The organism is Hyphomicrobium sp. (genome assembly GCF_036262015.1).
Classification (GTDB): Bacteria; Pseudomonadota; Alphaproteobacteria; order Rhizobiales; family Hyphomicrobiaceae; genus Hyphomicrobium_C.
In genome coordinates, this window is sequence record NZ_DATAJR010000009.1 from 328,809 (window position 1) to 344,275 (window position 15,467).

Here is a 15,467-nt window from a genome sequence, read left to right on the forward strand (position 1 = left end):
GCGAGTCCTCAGCGGTTCGAGCACACCATGGTCACATTGATCGATAAGCGCTTTCCTAGCGACGCCCCTCGGGTCCGGCACCCCGAAAAGGCGCATCGGCCCGATCAGCCGATGCTACGGAAGCCGGAATGGATCCGCGTGCGCGCGCCCTCCTCGAACGGCTTCCTGGCGACACGCGCCATCGTGCGCAACCACGGGCTGGCGACGGTCTGCGAAGAGGCGGGCTGTCCGAATATCGGCGAGTGCTGGGAGAAGCGGCACGCGACCATGATGATCATGGGCGATACCTGCACGCGCGCTTGCGCCTTCTGCAATGTCGCGACCGGACTTCCGCGCCCGCTGGATGAGGATGAGCCGCAACGTGTCGGCGATGCCGTAGCCGCGCTTGGGCTCGAGCACGTCGTGATCACGTCGGTTGATCGGGATGATCTCGACGATGGGGGCGGCAAGCATTTTGCGGCTACGATTTCCGCGGTGCGCAGCCACGCGCCCGGCACGAGCATCGAAGTGCTCATTCCGGATTTTCTGCGGAAGGCTGGCGCGCTCGATCGTGTGGTTGAAGCGCGGCCGGATGTGCTCAACCACAATCTTGAAACGGTACCCTCGCTCTACGTTCGTATCCGGCCCGGGGCCCGCTATTTCCACTCGCTTCGCTTGCTGCAGCAGGCGAAGGAGATGGATCCGTCTCTGTTTACGAAATCGGGTTTGATGGTGGGCCTGGGGGAGACGCGCGACGAGATCCTGCAAGTGATGGACGACATGCGCTCGGCTCACGTTGATTTTCTGACGATCGGGCAGTATCTGGCGCCTTCTCCGAAGCACGCTGCGGTGAAGCGTTACGTTCCTCCCGAGGAGTTCGCGGATCTGAAGCGGATCGCCCTCGCCAAAGGTTTCCTGGTCGTCGCAGCGAGCCCCATGACCCGCTCCTCCTATCATGCCGGCGACGATTTCCGGCGCCTCAAAGCCGCGCGTGCCGCCGATCTCGCCCGCGCCTCAGACCGTTAGGATCCTCACTTGCCGAATTTCCGCACCGTCCGGCACGTTCCCTTCAAGCCGCGCGAGATGTTCGATGTCGTTGCCGACGTCGAGCGTTACCCCGAGTTTTTGCCGCTCTGTGAGGGACTGACGGTGACAGAGCGCAAGGCCGGCGAGCGGGGCGCGGTGCTGACCGCGACCATGACGGTCGGTTACAAGGCCATCACTGAACGGTTTACGACACAGGTTACGCTCGATCCTGAGGCTGGTGTGATCACGGTTCGCCACCTCGATGGACCCTTTAGTCATCTCGAGAACGAATGGCGCTTCGTTGCAGCAGGCTCGGGCTGCGACGTGCACTTTTCCATCGACTACGCCTTCCGTTCGGCGATGCTGCAGCTGATCGTCGGCGCGGCGTTCGACAAGGCCGTCCGCAGCTACACCGACGCGTTCGAAGGGCGGGCCCGTGTGCTCTATGGGTCGCCCGCCAACGCGTAGGCGTTCAATTGATGGCTTTGTCGCGATTGCGCGCCGTGGCGATGCCTGTCGCGCTTTCGAGCCCCTTCACCCCGGTAAGAACAGCGCTGTCGAGATCGGCATGGCTGAGGTCAGCGCCGGTGAGGTCCGCTCCCGTCAGGTCGGCGTGGGACAGGTCGGCGTTCTTCATGACGGCGCGGGCGAGGTTGGCGCCCTTGAGGTTGGCAAACCGCAAGGACACGTGGGTGAGATCAGCGCCCGAGAGGTCTGTTCCGCTCATGTCAGCGGAATCGAGCTTTGAGCGCCACAGCATCTCGATGAAACCGGTGTCGTTGAAGGGGGCCAGGGACACGCCTGACATGCGGGCGCCTGCGAAGCTGCCGCCACTGAAGACGCCGAAGAGGCGCGCATTGGTGAGGTTGGCGCCGGTGAAGCTCGGCGCCTCGCCGACTGTTCTATCGAATGACGTGGCCGTCGTGGGGCGCAGCAGGCTTGCCCCGGCGAGATTTGCGCGATCGAAGCGCGCGCCAATGGCGTTGACGCGGTCGAGTTTGGCGGCGCGAAGATCTGAATCGCTGAGGTCCGCCCCGCTCAGGTCGGCTCCAAACAGATTCGTCTCCTGGAGACTGGCTTTCTTGAACTTCAGGCCGGCCAAATCGAGACCTGCGAGGTCACGCTTGCTGAAATCGAGGGGAGCCGTGTCGCTGGCCCGATAAAGCTCTTCTGTCACTTGGCGAGCCGTAAGGTCGGCGGCTGCGGCCGGCGCACTTGCGGCGGCAACGGCGAGGATGGCGAGCAATGGAAGCCGGAGATTTTGCGCCACGGAAGACTCTTGGAGCTGGGTTGCCGCACCTTGCCGACGAGACTAGCTATGGTCTGTCCTCAGATCCACTCGCAATTATACGCATGACCATTGTCCGCGGATCCGGGAAAAACGCCCGTTTGCAGCCGAGGTTTGGCCTATACCTCCAACGCGCCGTGTAGCATGCGGAGGGCCGCCTTGACCGTTTCGATACGGATCGCTGACCGACTGCGATCGCCGAAGCGGAACTCCTCATGAGCGACGGGCTTCCCGCGCATGGCGAGCCCCACATGGACGAGGCCAACAGGCTTCGTTTGCGAACCGCCGCCCGGGCCCGCGACACCCGTCACGGCAATTGCGACATCCGCCGCCGAGCCGCGGAGGGCACCGGATGCCATGGCGCGTGCGACCTCGGCACTGACGGCGCCATGGCGCATCAGAAGTTCGAGATCCACGCCCAGGTCGCCGACTTTTGCGGCGTTGGAGTAGGTGACGAAGCCGCGTTCAAAAACATCAGATGCGCCGGGGATTTCCGTGAAGAGCCCTCCGAGGAGTCCGCCTGTGCAGCTTTCGGCGGTGGCGAGTTTCAACGAGCGCGTCCGCATCACGTCGATGAGCCGCCGGACATCGTCAAGAAGGTCATCTGAGAACATGGTTCGGCGCCACGCTTCGTAACGGAGATCGACAAGCAAACAAGGCGCGCCTTTCGGCACGCCTTGAAAGCATATTCAACCGGGGCAATCGTCCGCAAGGAACGGTTGGCTTATTCGGCGATGAGCTTTTCGGCCAAACGCAGCAGGTCGTCGAGCTTGGCGCGTGTTTCAACGCCCATGACGGCGACCGAGCGTGACTGGGCGGCCTGCCAAACCGGATAGGCGTCCTTCAGGACAACCTGGCCCTTCGGCGTCAGATGAAGTCCGCGACCCCGGCGACCGGCTGGCGGATCCATGATGATCATGCCCAGCGCAAGGAGACGCTTGAGGTTGCGAGAGAGTGTCGATTTTTCGATGTCGAGCTCATGGCCGATCTCAACCGCAGTAATGCCGTCGCGCGAGGCGAGTTGAGCGAGCAGCGTGTACTGGCTCGCCGTGATGCCGAGCGGACGCATGGCGTCGTCGTAGAGACGGGTAATGATGCGCGACAACTGGCGCACGCGGGTCGCGAGGCAGGTTGCCGACGTCGTCTCGGCGATGTCTGCAATGTTGGCGTTCCCAGACTGCTCGGTCTGAGGACGCTCGAGCGTATGAGTCATCAGGTTCATGGACTTTGGCCCCCGCGAATCGCTTTTGGTCATACAACCACCTGTTTTGGTGATGCCGCGATTCTGTTTTGAGGGTCAACGCAGGGGCAGTTACTCGGCTGAGGATAAGCCTCGGTGCATCAAACGGGCAGGAGCACTGTTGCCGACGCGAGCGCAGCAATGCCTTCCTTACGTCCGGTAAAACCGAGGCGTTCCGTGGTCGTTGCTTTTACTGCAACGCGAGAGGCCTCGATGCCGAGCATGGCTGCAATCGCGTTCTGCATGGCTTCGCGATGCGGGCCGATCCGTGGTTCTTCGCAAAGGATGGTCACGTCCACGTTGCTCACGCGGCCGCCGCGGGCTGCAATGCGGCGCGACGCGTCCTCGACAAAGAGATGAGATGCGGCGCCCTTCCAGGCAGGGTCCGACGGGGGAAAGTGCTGTCCGATGTCGCCGTCGCCGATTGCGCCCAAAAGGGCGTCGGTCAGGGCATGTAGGGGCGCGTCGGCGTCGGAGTGGCCTTCCAGTCCGCGATCATGGGGGATGCGGACGCCGGCGAGCCACACATGATCGCCCGGGCAAAAGGCATGGACATCGAAGCCGGTTCCCACGCGCGGCTCGAAGTTTTGGCTTGCCGGCCTCAGGAGCGCATCGGCCATGGCCATGTCCTCTTGGGTTGTGAGTTTGAAATTTCGGTTGGACCCCGGAACGAGCGCGACCTCAAGTCCGGCCCACTCAGCGATCGCGGCGTCGTCGGTGAAGTCCGACCGGCCCTCAGCAGCCGCCTTGCGATGTGCGGCGAGGATTGGAGCAAATCGAAAAGCTTGCGGTGTTTGGGCCTTCCATAGGCCCCCGCGATCGACGGTTTCGCCGATAGCTCCATCGCCGCGATCCCGTTTCAGAGTATCGGCTAACGGCTCGGCGGCGATTGCACCGGGTTGACTGTCGAGGGCGGTCAGAACGCGCGCAATGATGTCAGGCGTCACGAAAGGCCGGGCGGCATCGTGGATCAGAACGACGTCAGGTGCGTCTGTTTCCAGTGCCTCGAGGCCGAGGCGCACCGAGTCCTGCCGCGTGGTTCCGCCCAGGACCGGTGGCGTGAGCCGGTCATGACCGGACTGGGAGATGCTTGCTGAATAGAGATCGCGGTCCTCGGGGTGAATGACGACGGTAATCTGCGAGACTCGGGATGCCGCTTCGAAAGCGGCAATTGCGTGCGCCAGCACGGACCGGCCAGCGAGCATGGCATACTGCTTCGGCGCCAAACCTTCGCGGCCCGCGCGGGCCCCGCGCCCTGCGGCGACAATCAAAACGGCTGCTTTCACGAACATTTCCAGTGCATCAGCTTCACTCGGACCGGACTTAGCCCCGGCGCGGCAATAGGGCAATCGGCGTGCCGCGCTTCCCGCTTGCGCTCAGGATTAGGTCAGCATATTGTGCCTAAATCGAAGGCACATAGTTTGTGTGCATAAAATGTAGGCAGATCGCAGGGGCGCGCGGCTTGACTCGGCTTACAATCGGCTCTCATCCCATTGCCAACAATGTATTTCTTGCGCCGATGACAGGCGTGAGCGATCTGCCTTTTCGGCAGCTTGCACATGGTTTTGGCGCGGGCCTGGTCGTATCCGAAATGGTGGCGAGCGCTGAGCTGGTCCACAACCGCGCTGACGTGTTGCGCCGGGCAGAAGGCGAGGGTCTGTCTCCGTTCGTCATGCAACTAGTGGGTTGCGACCCTCACTGGATGGGTGAGGGAGCGCGGATCGCCGAAGCGAAGGGCGCCGACATTGTCGATATCAATATGGGATGTCCGGCCCGCGAGGTGACCGGCAAGGCATCCGGCTCCGCGCTGATGCGCGACCTCGATCACGCCCTCGCATTGATCAAGGCGGTGGTTTCGGCGGTTTCCGTGCCGGTGACGCTTAAGATGCGGCTCGGGTGGGATGACCGCTCCCGTAACGCGCCGGAACTGGCGCGCCGGGCCGAGGACGCAGGTGTCCAGCTCCTCACCGTGCATGGCCGCACGCGGCAACAGTTCTTCAAAGGCAAAGCGGATTGGTCCGCGGTGCGTGCGGTCAAGGAAGCGGTCAAGATCCCAGTCATCGTCAATGGGGACATTACGACCGTCGCCGATGCCCGTGACGCGCTCGCGGCATCTGGCGCGGACGGGGTCATGATCGGGCGTGGTGCCTACGGTGCGCCTTGGCTTCTTGGGCGCGTCGCCAAGGCTCTTGCAGGTTCGGGCGACGCGAAGCCCCCAACGCTGGACGAGCAGCGGCACGTCGTTCGTCGACACGTCACTGCGATGCTTGAGCATTACGGCGATTTTCTGGGGCTTCGGAACGCTCGCAAGCACATTGGCTGGTATCTCGAAACAAGCGGACACCGTGCCGACCACCGCAAGGCCTGGCGTCAGCGTCTTTGCACCGAAGAGAACCCCAACCGCGTCCTCGAGCTGATCGACGCATTCTACGGGGACGCGCCAGAAACAGATGTATTGGAGAATGCTGCGTGAGCAAGAGGTCTGCCGAGCGTGCGATTCCCTTCCGCAAGCCGGTCTTCGACTATGACCTGCTTCTCGGTGTCCTCCCGCATCCGATCCTCGTCATCAGCGACGACAATCGCATCGTCTATGGCAACACGGCGGCAGAGTCGTTTCTGTCGACCAGCCAGACGATGCTGACGCGCTTCCGGCTCGAAGATGTCGTGGCATTCGGCTGTCCGTTACTTTCGCTTGTCGAGCAGGTGCGCGAGAGCGGCTCGACCGTCAACGAGTACGGCGTCGAGATGGCGAGCCCGAAGTTTGCGACGCCAAAGCTTGTCGACGTTTACGCCGGACCGATGGGCGACGGAGCGCCCTACATCGTCATCATGCTGCAGCAGCGCACGATGGCTCAGATGATCGAGCGGCAGCTCACGCATCGTGCCGCGGCCCGATCCGTTTCCGGCATGGCCGCAGTGCTGGCGCACGAAATCAAGAACCCCTTATCCGGCATCAAGGGGGCCGCTCAGCTCCTTGAGCAGAATCTTTCCGACGACGATCGCGTGCTGTCGCAGTTGATCTGCTCCGAGACCGAGCGGATCCGGAACCTCGTCAACCGGATGGAGGTGTTTGGCGACGAACGCCCGCTCAACAAGGAGCCGGTGAATATCCACGACGTGTTGAACCACGTGCGGCGCCTTGCCGAATCCGGTTTTGCGCGCGGAATGCGCATCATCGAGGATTACGACCCTTCGTTGCCACCGATCCCCGGCAATCGCGACAAACTCGTCCAGGCCTTTCTCAACCTCATCAAGAATGCCGCCGAGGCGATCGGGGACGACGAGGACGGCCAGGGGCGTATCATCTTGCAGACCTCGTTCCGGCCGGGCGTTCGGCTTTCGGTGCCCGGTGTCGATGCGCGCATCACACTGCCGCTGATGATTCAAATCGAGGACAACGGCGCCGGCGTGCCGGATCATCTCAAGCCGCACCTTTTTGATCCCTTCGTCACCACCAAACATAACGGCACAGGTCTCGGGCTCGCGCTCGTTGCCAAGATCATCGGCGATCACGGCGGCATCATCGAGTGCGACAGCGAGGGTAAGCGAACTGTGTTTCGCGTCCTTTTGCCGATGCAAGAGCGCAACCGCAAAGACGGTCCAAACGCAGGGCCCGCCGTCAACGACAGGAGAAGCTGACCCAATGGCACGTGGCACCATTCTCATTGCCGATGACGATACCGCCATACGAACGGTGCTGAACCAAGCGCTGGCACGCGCAGGCTACGCGCCTCGAGCGACGGGCAATGCGGCAACCCTCTGGCGCTGGGTCAGCCAAGGCGAGGGTGATGTGGTGATCACGGACGTGGTCATGCCGGACGAGAATGCGTTCGACCTCATTCCGCGCATCAAAAAGGTTCGCCCGGAGCTGCCGATCATCGTCATGAGTGCACAGAACACGCTGATGACGGCTCTGACGGCCGCCGAAAAGGGCGCGTACGAATACCTGCCAAAACCGTTCGATCTGTCGGAGGTCATTGCCGTGGTCGGCCGCGCGCTGGCCGGACAAACACGCCGTCCGCGGGCGACCACGCCTGACATGGAGGCGGAGGAGCTTCCGCTCATCGGCAGATCCCCTGCCATGCAGGAGATTTATCGCGCACTCGCTCGCCTGACACAGACCGATCTCACGGTCATGATCCAGGGCGAGAGCGGCACCGGCAAGGAGCTGGTCGCGCGCGTGCTGCACGACTACGGCAAGCGGCGGCAGGGACCATTCGTCGCCATCAATATGGCTGCGATTCCGCGCGAGCTGATCGAGAGCGAACTGTTCGGGCACGAGAAGGGTGCGTTTACGGGCGCACAGACCCGCACGCCTGGCCGTTTCGAGCAGGCCGAGGGCGGCACGCTGTTCCTGGACGAGATCGGCGACATGCCACTCGAAGCTCAGACGCGTCTCCTGCGCGTCCTGCAGCAGGGTGAGTACACGACGGTTGGTGGCAGGACGCCGATCAAGACCAACGTGCGCATCATTGCCGCGACGCATCGCGATCTTCGGAGCCAGATCCAGCAGGGACTATTCCGCGAGGATCTTTACTACCGCCTCAATGTCGTTCCCCTGCGCCTTCCGCCTCTGCGGGAGCGTACGGAAGACATCGGGGACCTCGTGCGCCACTTCCTGCGCCAGGCCGTGCGCGAGGGGCTCGGTCAGAAGTCTATCGAGACAGCGGCGATCGAACGGCTCAAGTCTCACCCATGGCCGGGAAATGTTCGCGAGCTGGAGAACTTCGTGCGGCGCGTCGGCGCTCTTTATATGCAGGACACGCTGACGCTTCAGATCATCGAGCAGGAGCTGGTGGAGGCTCTGCCGAAGCGCGGATCGACACCGGAGAGCGAGCCCAAGGACTTTTCGGAAATCGTGGAGCGCCATCTCGCGCAATATTTCGCGAGCTTCGGCAAGGAGCTTCCGCCGCCGGGCCTCTATGACCGCGTCATCCGGCAGGTCGAGCATCCGCTCCTGTCGGCGGCACTGGCGGCGACGCGAGGCAATCAGATCCGCGCCGCGGAGTTGCTCGGGCTCAACCGCAATACGCTTCGGAGCAGAATCAAAGCACTCGACATTCGCGTGTTCCGTACTCCGATGCCATGAGAGCAGCGCGCATTGTCGGCATCTAGTGCGAGCAGCAACTCACGGCACGCACGCGGATTCTTCCGCACCTGTTGCCGCGAAGGCGCGTAACATTCGCGCCCGTCAGCGTGACCGGTTTGCACATCCGTCCATCCGCCGCATCGATTGCGTCGCAAGAATGTCACAGTTAGAGTGTCACTTGTGCCCGGCACATGCTCTTGCCGTTGCTGAAATGGCGGTACGTCCCTGGCGGTCATGGAAGTTCGTGATCGGAAGGTAACAGTTGCGCGAATTGTTGGGTACGTCACAGGCGGAAGGTGGAATGGGCGGAGAAGGCACGCCACGCGGCGCGGGGTGGACAGACGGAGCGGCGTCGCCGCTGCTGGACCTGACGGACCGCGCCTTCTGGACGGGTCTCGTTGTCGTCGTCCTGTCGCTGGTCTCAGCGCTGGCGACCTACCTCATTCTGACCGGTCTCACGCCGATTGCACCGCGCGACGAAGTCGTGCTCGGGGCCCTGCTGATCAACGTCATTCTGATCGCAGCCATGATCGGCGTCATCGCCTGGCAGGGCTATGGCATGTGGCGCGCCTGGCGCGCGAAGCTCGCAGGCGCCCGCCTTCACGTCCGGATTGTGCTGCTGTTCTCCATTATCGCGGCAATTCCAGCAATCCTGCTCGCGGTGGCGGCGACAACGACGTTCTCTCGCTCGCTCGATGGCTGGTTCTCGACGCGGACACGGGAGATCATCAACAACTCGGTCGAGGTGGCGCAGGCGTACGTCATCGAGCACGGGCAGCTGCTGCGGACGGATATTGCGAACATGGTGCGCGATATCGATTCCGCGGCTGACCACATCGCGCCCGACTCTCCTGAATTCAAACAGCACATTATTGCGCAGGCGGGACTGCGCGATATCCCGGCGGCGTATGTGCTCGACGGAAAAGGCGATCCTGTCCTTGCGGCCCTGGAAGACAAGGCGCTGCCGTTCACGCCGGTGATGCTCTACGACCTGAAACAGGCGGAGACCGGTCAGGTGGCGCTGTTTACCCCGACTGGGGCGTCCCAGGTGTCGGCGCTCGCCAAGCTCAACCGGTATCCGGATCGCTACCTCTATGTGTCCCGCATGCTCAGTCCCAAGGTCATGGGACATTTGCAGCGCACGGCGCAGAGCGTTGATGACTACAATCGTTTGCGACGGGCGCGCGGCGGGCTCAAGTTCGCGCACGGGCTTATCTACACGATGATCTCGATGACGGCGCTCCTGGCCGCGATCTGGGTCGGTCTGTGGTTCGCAGGCCGCTTCGTCGCGCCGATCCGGCGTCTCATTGCGGCTGCCCAGGATGTGTCGCGTGGCAATCTGGCGGTGGAGCTGCCCGAGCGGCGCGGTGAAGGCGACTTGCGGCGCCTCTCAACGACCTTCAACACGATGACGCGCGAGCTCAAGCATCAGCGCGACGCGCTTGTGACGGCCAATGAGCAACTTCTTGACCGGCGCCGCTTCATGGAGGCGGTTCTGTCGGGTGTTTCGGCCGGCGTGATCGGTCTCGATAGCCAGGATCGGATTACGCTCGTTTCGCGCGCCGCCGAGCAGCTGCTGGCGACGACTGAACGCGAGCTGGTTGGCAAAAAGCTTGTCGATGTCCTGCCCGTGTTGACGCCCGCGCTCGATAGGCGCGAGGAGCCGGGAACGAAGTCACGCGGCGCGCAGGAAATCTCCATCATGATCGGAGACGAGGAGCGCACGTTTGCGGTGCGGGTAACGCGCGAAAAGGCGGGACCGGGGGACGTCGGTTCCGTCATGACGTTCGACGATATCACCGAGCTGGTTTCCGCTCAGCGTACGTCCGCCTGGGCCGACGTCGCGAGGCGGATCGCGCACGAAATCAAGAACCCGCTGACACCGATTATCCTGTCGGCCGAGCGTATCCGCCGCAAATACGGAAAGGTCATCGTCGACGACCGCGATACGTTCGACAAGCTCACAGCGACGATCGAGCGACAGGCGGGCGACATCAAAACGATGGTCGACGAATTCGCATCGTTTGCCCGTATCCCGAAGCCTGTGATGGAAGTCGACGACCTGCGGGATGCGGTGCAGGATTCTGTCATCCTATTCCGCGAGAGCCATGGGGGCGTCGTCTATGGTCTTCATCTCCCCGAGCAACCGGTCAGGGCTTCGTTCGATCGGCGGCTTTTGACACAGGCGGTGACCAATCTGGTCAAGAACGCCACGGAAGCTGTCGAAAGCGCCGTGGAGGCCGAGGCAGGGCGGCAAGGACGCGTGGACGTGGAGTTGCGCGTCACCGAAACCGCAGTCTCCATCGAGGTCATGGACAACGGACCGGGGCTTCCGAAACAAAACCGCTCGCGGCTTCTGGAGCCCTACGTAACAACGAAGGGGCACAAGGGCACGGGGCTCGGGCTGGCTATCGTGCAGAAGATTACCGAGCAGCACGGCGGGCAGCTGCTGCTCGACGATGCGCCTCTGACGCCGAACCGCACCTCCGGCGCCCGGGTTACCTTGTCGTTCCCGATCTCGATTTTGACACCGAAGCCTGCGGCCGGAGATCCGGACGAGGGTCCAATCGAACCGAAGCGCGCCGCAAGCGGCCGCGACATTTGATACGTACCGACACACGACTTTGAGGAGTTGAGAGATGGCTGCAGACATTTTGATTGTCGATGACGAGGCGGACATTCGCGAACTCGTTGCGGGCATCCTGGAAGACGAGGGGCATCGCACGCGGCTCGCGCGCGATAGCGACGAAGCGCTGCGCATCATCGAGGAGCGCCGTCCGCAGCTCGTCATTCTCGACATCTGGCTGCAGGGAAGCCGTCTCGACGGCCTCGAGGTCCTGTCGGTCATCAAGCGGACCTACCCGGAGCTTCCGGTTGTCATCATCTCGGGCCACGGAAATGTGGAGACCGCCGTTACGGCGATCAAGCGAGGGGCCTACGATTACATCGAGAAGCCGTTCAAGGCAGATCGTCTCCTGCTGGTGACATTGCGTGCGCTTGAAGCTTCCCAGCTCAAGCGCGAGGTACGGGAACTCAAGGAACGCTCGACGGTCTCGGCCGAGATGATCGGCAAGTCGCCGGCCATCAACCAGCTCAAAGGCGCCGTCGATCGTCTCGCGCCGACCAACAGTCGCATTCTGATCCGTGGCGCTTCGGGCGCCGGCAAGGAACTCGCTGCGCGGCTGCTGCATCAGAAGTCTCATCGCGCGGATGGGCCCTTCATCGTGCTCAACGCCGCCTCCATGGCGCCGGATCGGGTCGAGGAAGAGTTGTTCGGCACGGAGGATCGCTCGGGCGGTCCGCGTAAAGTCGGCGCCCTTGAGGAAGCCCATTCGGGTACGCTCTATATCGACGAAGTCGCGGACATGCCGCTTGAGACGCAGGGGAAGGTGCTGCGGGTGCTCGTTGAGCAGAAGTTCCAGCGGCTGGGCGGCGCGCAGAAGGTTTCGGTGGACGTGCGAATCGTTTCGTCGACGAGCCGGGACATCGAGCGCGATATGAGCGAGGGCCGCTTCCGCGAGGATCTCTATCACCGCCTCAACGTGGTTCCGCTTCGCGTACCGGGGCTCGCCGAGCGGCGCGAGGACATTCCAGATCTCATCCAGTATTTCGTCAATCAGCTCTCGCAGGCCTCAGGTCTTTCGCCGCGACGGATCGGCGAGGACGCGATCGCGGTTCTGCAAGCTCACGACTGGCCCGGTAACGTCCGCGAGCTACGCAACAATATTGAACGCCTCATGATCCTCGCCGGCGGTGACCCGGGTGCCGTGATCACGGCCGACATGCTGCCCGATGAAATCGGCTCGAACGTTCCGCTGCCCGTCAACGGCGGCGCAGAGCATCTGATGTCTCTGCCGCTGCGCGAAGCGCGCGAAATTTTCGAGCGCGAATATCTCCTCGCGCAGATCAACCGGTTCGGCGGCAACATTTCGCGCACGGCCGAGTTTGTCGGCATGGAACGCTCGGCGCTGCACCGCAAACTGCGTGCGCTCGGCGTCTCGTCCGATCAGCGCGGCGGCGAGCTGAAGGTCGGCTAGCGTTTTCGAACAGCACGCCTGAAACGGGGATGACACTTCCATGACGCGCGTCGTCTATGTGAACGGGCGCTATCTGCCCTACCGCGAGGCCGGAGTGCACGTGGAGGATCGCGGCTTTCAATTCGCCGATGCCATCTACGAGGTGTGCGAGGTGAACGAAGGTCACCTCGTCGACGAGACGCGGCATATGGAACGTCTCGAGCGTTCGCTCGGGGAGTTGCGCATTCCGCTGCCGATGTCGCGCCGGGCGCTCAGTCACGTCATGCGTGAAATTGTGCGGCGCAATCGCGTGCACACAGGCCTCGTTTATCTCCAGGTCACGAGAGGCGCGTCGCCGCGCGATTTTCCCTTTCCGGCAGCCGGCGTTACGCCAACAGTCGTTTGCCTGGCGCGCCGCGTGGATAATGCAAAGCGGGAAGCGCGTGCGGAAAGCGGGCTTGCCGTCAAGACGATGCCGGACATTCGCTGGGGCCGCTGCGACATAAAGACCGTTATGTTGCTGCCGGCCGTCTTGGCCAAGGAGGCGGCTGCCGCCGATGGCGCGCAAGAGGCATGGCTGGTTGATTCCGAAGGGTTTGTTACTGAAGGAGCTTCCAGCAATGCGTGGATTGTCGACAAGTCCGGAACGCTGATCACAAGACCGACCGGAAACGCAATTCTGCCCGGCGTAACACGCAGAACACTTCTTGACCTATTGAGTCGGGAAAAAATCCCGGTTGTGGAGCGGCCGTTTCGGGTCGAGGAGGCGCTGAGTGCGCGCGAAGCCTTTATTACCTCGGCTTCGGGCACAGTTATGCCGGTTGTCTTGATCAATAAGGTCGCCATCGGCAACGGATATCCTGGAGAACTGACGCGCTTTCTGCGCTCAAAATTTCATCAGGCTGCCGAACTTTCTCCCTAGGCGGACAAGATATCAATTCTGCGTGTTGTCCCCGGCCGCGCTCCTGCGTATTGTCTTGTAATCAAGATATGTTAGCTGCTCCTGTGTCGCGAGTTGCTCGGCGGAACTCGTGACCGGTCGAACGATGACGAAACAGTCGGCAGGCGACCAATATCAAAGTCCAGGAAGAGGCTAATAATAAGAGGCAACGAAAGATGGCCGCAGACCGCGCTCAGAACCTTCAGGACACGTTTCTCAACCACGTTCGCAAGAGCAAAACCCCACTTACAATTTTCCTCGTCAACGGTGTGAAGCTTCAAGGCATCGTGACTTGGTTTGACAATTTCTGCGTGCTCTTGCGCCGCGACGGTCATTCGCAGCTCGTTTATAAGCATGCGATATCGACCATTATGCCCGGCGCTCCGGTCCACCTCATGGAGGCGGAGGCAGACGGTCAGCAAGGGTGAGTACGTCCCATCGACCGCAGCACGAAGCCGGACGTTGTGCCGGCCCAGAACGCTCCCAAAGGGGGGCCGAATACGACAGGATCTCGCGAGCAGCAGGCGGACGCGATGCGTACGCTTGTACTCGTGCCTGTTCTGCGTTTGCGCGGAGCCCCTAGCGGGGTCGCGAGGCCCGAGCGCGCAACATCCATGCATTCGCCGGAAGACCGGCTAGCAGAAGCCAAGGGGCTCGCGGAAGCGATCGACCTCAATGTGGTGCAAGCGACGCTTGTGCCGGTGCCGGATCCAAAGCCCGGGACGTTGTTTGGCTCTGGAAAGGTCGAAGAGATCAAGGCGCTCGTCGCGGAGCTGGCAGCGGGGCTCGTCATCGTCGATCACGCGATCAGTCCCGTTCAGCAGCGCAACCTCGAGCGCGCCTGGAACGCGAAAGTCCTCGATCGCACAGGCCTCATTCTCGAAATCTTCGGCCGGCGCGCACAGACGCGTGAAGGCCGTCTTCAAGTCGAGCTTGCGCACCTGAGCTACCAGAAGGGCCGGCTCGTGCGTGCCTGGACGCATCTTGAGCGCCAGCGTGGTGGGCGCGGCTTCCTCGGCGGTCCTGGTGAAGCGCAGATCGAGCTCGATCGGCGCATGCTCGACGAGCGGATCATGGCGATCAAGCGCGAGCTGGAAGGCGTCGTGCGCACGCGCGATCTCCATCGCAAGGGCCGCCGCAAGGTGCCGTATCCGATCGTCGCCATCGTCGGTTATACGAACGCCGGTAAGTCGACACTGTTCAACCGCGTCGCGGGCGCTGGCGTGCTGGCCATGGACCAGGTGTTCGCGACGCTCGATCCCACGATGCGCGAAGTGCGTTTACCATCGGGGCGGCGGGTTATCCTGTCGGACACGGTCGGTTTCATCTCGGATCTGCCGACACAACTCGTGGCGGCGTTCCGCGCTACGCTCGAAGAGGTGGTGGAAGCGGACCTCATTCTGCATGTTCGTGACATCGCGCACGCGGAGACGGATGCGCAGGCCGCCGATGTTGCGGGCGTGCTCGGCGACCTCGGCATCGATACCCAAAGGGCCGACGGGCATATTCTCGAAGTGTGGAACAAGATCGATCTTTTGTCGCCGGTGACACGGGAGGAAGCCCAAGCCTCGGCGCGTTTCCGCTCGCCGCGTCCTGTCCTGATGTCGGCGGCGAGCGGAGAAGGTGTTGATCAGCTTCTTGCAACCATCGATGCGCGGCTCGGCTCTGCCGACGAGGTCCTAACACTGTCGCTGCCGGCTCATGAGGGCCGCATTTTCGCGTGGCTCCATGAGAATGCGCATGTCATCGCTCAGGAGGCCGAGGGCGATATAATTCTCACGCGTGTGCGTATCGCTTCCGAAAAGAAGATGCGGCTCGTTCAGCAGCTGAAGAGTGCGGGGCTGTCCCTTCCGTAGTATACGGACTACCGGCACTCCAGATTGGAGAGG

The 15,467-nt window shown here is 62.5% G+C and carries 14 protein-coding genes and 1 pseudogene; 11 read left to right on the forward strand and 4 right to left on the reverse strand.

The window, feature by feature from the left end:
- Positions 1–27 precede the first annotated feature (27 nt).
- Positions 28–1,005: a lipoyl synthase gene (gene lipA, locus VHO05_RS17105; protein WP_329647824.1), complete on the forward strand. Its 978-nt coding sequence runs from the start codon at positions 28–30 to the stop codon at positions 1,003–1,005.
- A gap of 9 nt (positions 1,006–1,014) precedes the next feature.
- Positions 1,015–1,473 carry a type II toxin-antitoxin system RatA family toxin gene (locus tag VHO05_RS17110; protein ID WP_329647825.1) on the forward strand — a complete coding sequence of 153 codons (459 nt, stop codon included), beginning with the start codon at positions 1,015–1,017 and terminating at the stop codon, positions 1,471–1,473.
- Between the two features lie 4 nt (positions 1,474–1,477).
- Here the strand turns inward: VHO05_RS17110 and VHO05_RS17115 are convergent, their stop codons facing one another.
- From VHO05_RS17115 to VHO05_RS17130, 4 genes are all read right to left on the reverse strand, one after another.
- Positions 1,478–2,275, reverse strand: a complete 798-nt coding sequence (locus VHO05_RS17115; RefSeq protein WP_329647826.1) for a pentapeptide repeat-containing protein — start codon at positions 2,273–2,275, stop codon at positions 1,478–1,480.
- A 137-nt stretch (positions 2,276–2,412) separates the two neighbouring features.
- Positions 2,413–2,907 (reverse strand): nicotinamide-nucleotide amidohydrolase family protein, encoded by a 495-nt coding sequence (locus VHO05_RS17120; protein ID WP_329647827.1) that lies wholly within the window; start codon positions 2,905–2,907, stop codon positions 2,413–2,415.
- Positions 2,908–3,017: 110 nt separating this feature from the next.
- The gene (locus tag VHO05_RS17125) at positions 3,018–3,515 is read right to left on the reverse strand and encodes a MarR family winged helix-turn-helix transcriptional regulator (protein ID WP_329647828.1); all 498 of its coding nucleotides are present in this window, start codon (positions 3,513–3,515) and stop codon (positions 3,018–3,020) included.
- 119 nt (positions 3,516–3,634) lie between these two features.
- Positions 3,635–4,825: a bifunctional 2-C-methyl-D-erythritol 4-phosphate cytidylyltransferase/2-C-methyl-D-erythritol 2,4-cyclodiphosphate synthase gene (locus VHO05_RS17130; RefSeq protein WP_414653801.1), complete on the reverse strand. Its 1,191-nt coding sequence runs from the start codon at positions 4,823–4,825 to the stop codon at positions 3,635–3,637.
- A 170-nt stretch (positions 4,826–4,995) separates the two neighbouring features.
- Here VHO05_RS17130 and dusB point away from each other — a divergent pair, with 170 nt between their 5' ends.
- The 9 genes and pseudogenes from dusB to hflX all read left to right on the forward strand — a co-directional run bounded on the left by dusB (position 4,996) and on the right by hflX (position 15,434).
- Positions 4,996–6,006, forward strand: a complete 1,011-nt coding sequence (gene dusB / locus VHO05_RS17135) for a tRNA dihydrouridine synthase DusB (RefSeq protein WP_329647830.1) — start codon at positions 4,996–4,998, stop codon at positions 6,004–6,006.
- A gap of 434 nt (positions 6,007–6,440) precedes the next feature.
- Positions 6,441–6,536, forward strand: a pseudogene (locus VHO05_RS20265) (histidine kinase dimerization/phospho-acceptor domain-containing protein); the annotation flags it as partial.
- 57 nt (positions 6,537–6,593) lie between these two features.
- The gene (locus VHO05_RS20270; RefSeq protein WP_414653813.1) at positions 6,594–7,172 is read left to right on the forward strand and encodes a two-component system sensor histidine kinase NtrB; all 579 of its coding nucleotides are present in this window, start codon (positions 6,594–6,596) and stop codon (positions 7,170–7,172) included.
- Between the two features lie 4 nt (positions 7,173–7,176).
- On the forward strand, positions 7,177–8,622 hold the full coding sequence (ntrC, locus tag VHO05_RS17145) for a nitrogen regulation protein NR(I) (protein ID WP_329647832.1): 1,446 nt from the start codon (positions 7,177–7,179) through the stop codon (positions 8,620–8,622).
- Positions 8,623–8,923: 301 nt separating this feature from the next.
- Positions 8,924–11,227 carry a PAS domain-containing sensor histidine kinase gene (locus VHO05_RS17150; RefSeq protein ID WP_329647833.1) on the forward strand — a complete coding sequence of 768 codons (2,304 nt, stop codon included), beginning with the start codon at positions 8,924–8,926 and terminating at the stop codon, positions 11,225–11,227.
- Positions 11,228–11,261: 34 nt separating this feature from the next.
- A complete protein-coding gene (locus VHO05_RS17155) occupies positions 11,262–12,659 on the forward strand; it encodes a sigma-54 dependent transcriptional regulator (RefSeq protein WP_329647834.1) in 1,398 nt (465 codons plus the stop codon).
- Between the two features lie 40 nt (positions 12,660–12,699).
- On the forward strand, positions 12,700–13,560 hold the full coding sequence (locus VHO05_RS17160; RefSeq protein WP_329647835.1) for a D-amino-acid transaminase: 861 nt from the start codon (positions 12,700–12,702) through the stop codon (positions 13,558–13,560).
- 194 nt (positions 13,561–13,754) lie between these two features.
- Positions 13,755–14,006, forward strand: coding sequence for an RNA chaperone Hfq (hfq, locus tag VHO05_RS17165; protein WP_329647836.1), 252 nt, complete (start codon positions 13,755–13,757; stop codon positions 14,004–14,006).
- Positions 14,007–14,111: 105 nt separating this feature from the next.
- The gene (hflX, locus tag VHO05_RS17170) at positions 14,112–15,434 is read left to right on the forward strand and encodes a GTPase HflX (protein ID WP_329647837.1); all 1,323 of its coding nucleotides are present in this window, start codon (positions 14,112–14,114) and stop codon (positions 15,432–15,434) included.
- Positions 15,435–15,467: the final 33 nt, after the last annotated feature.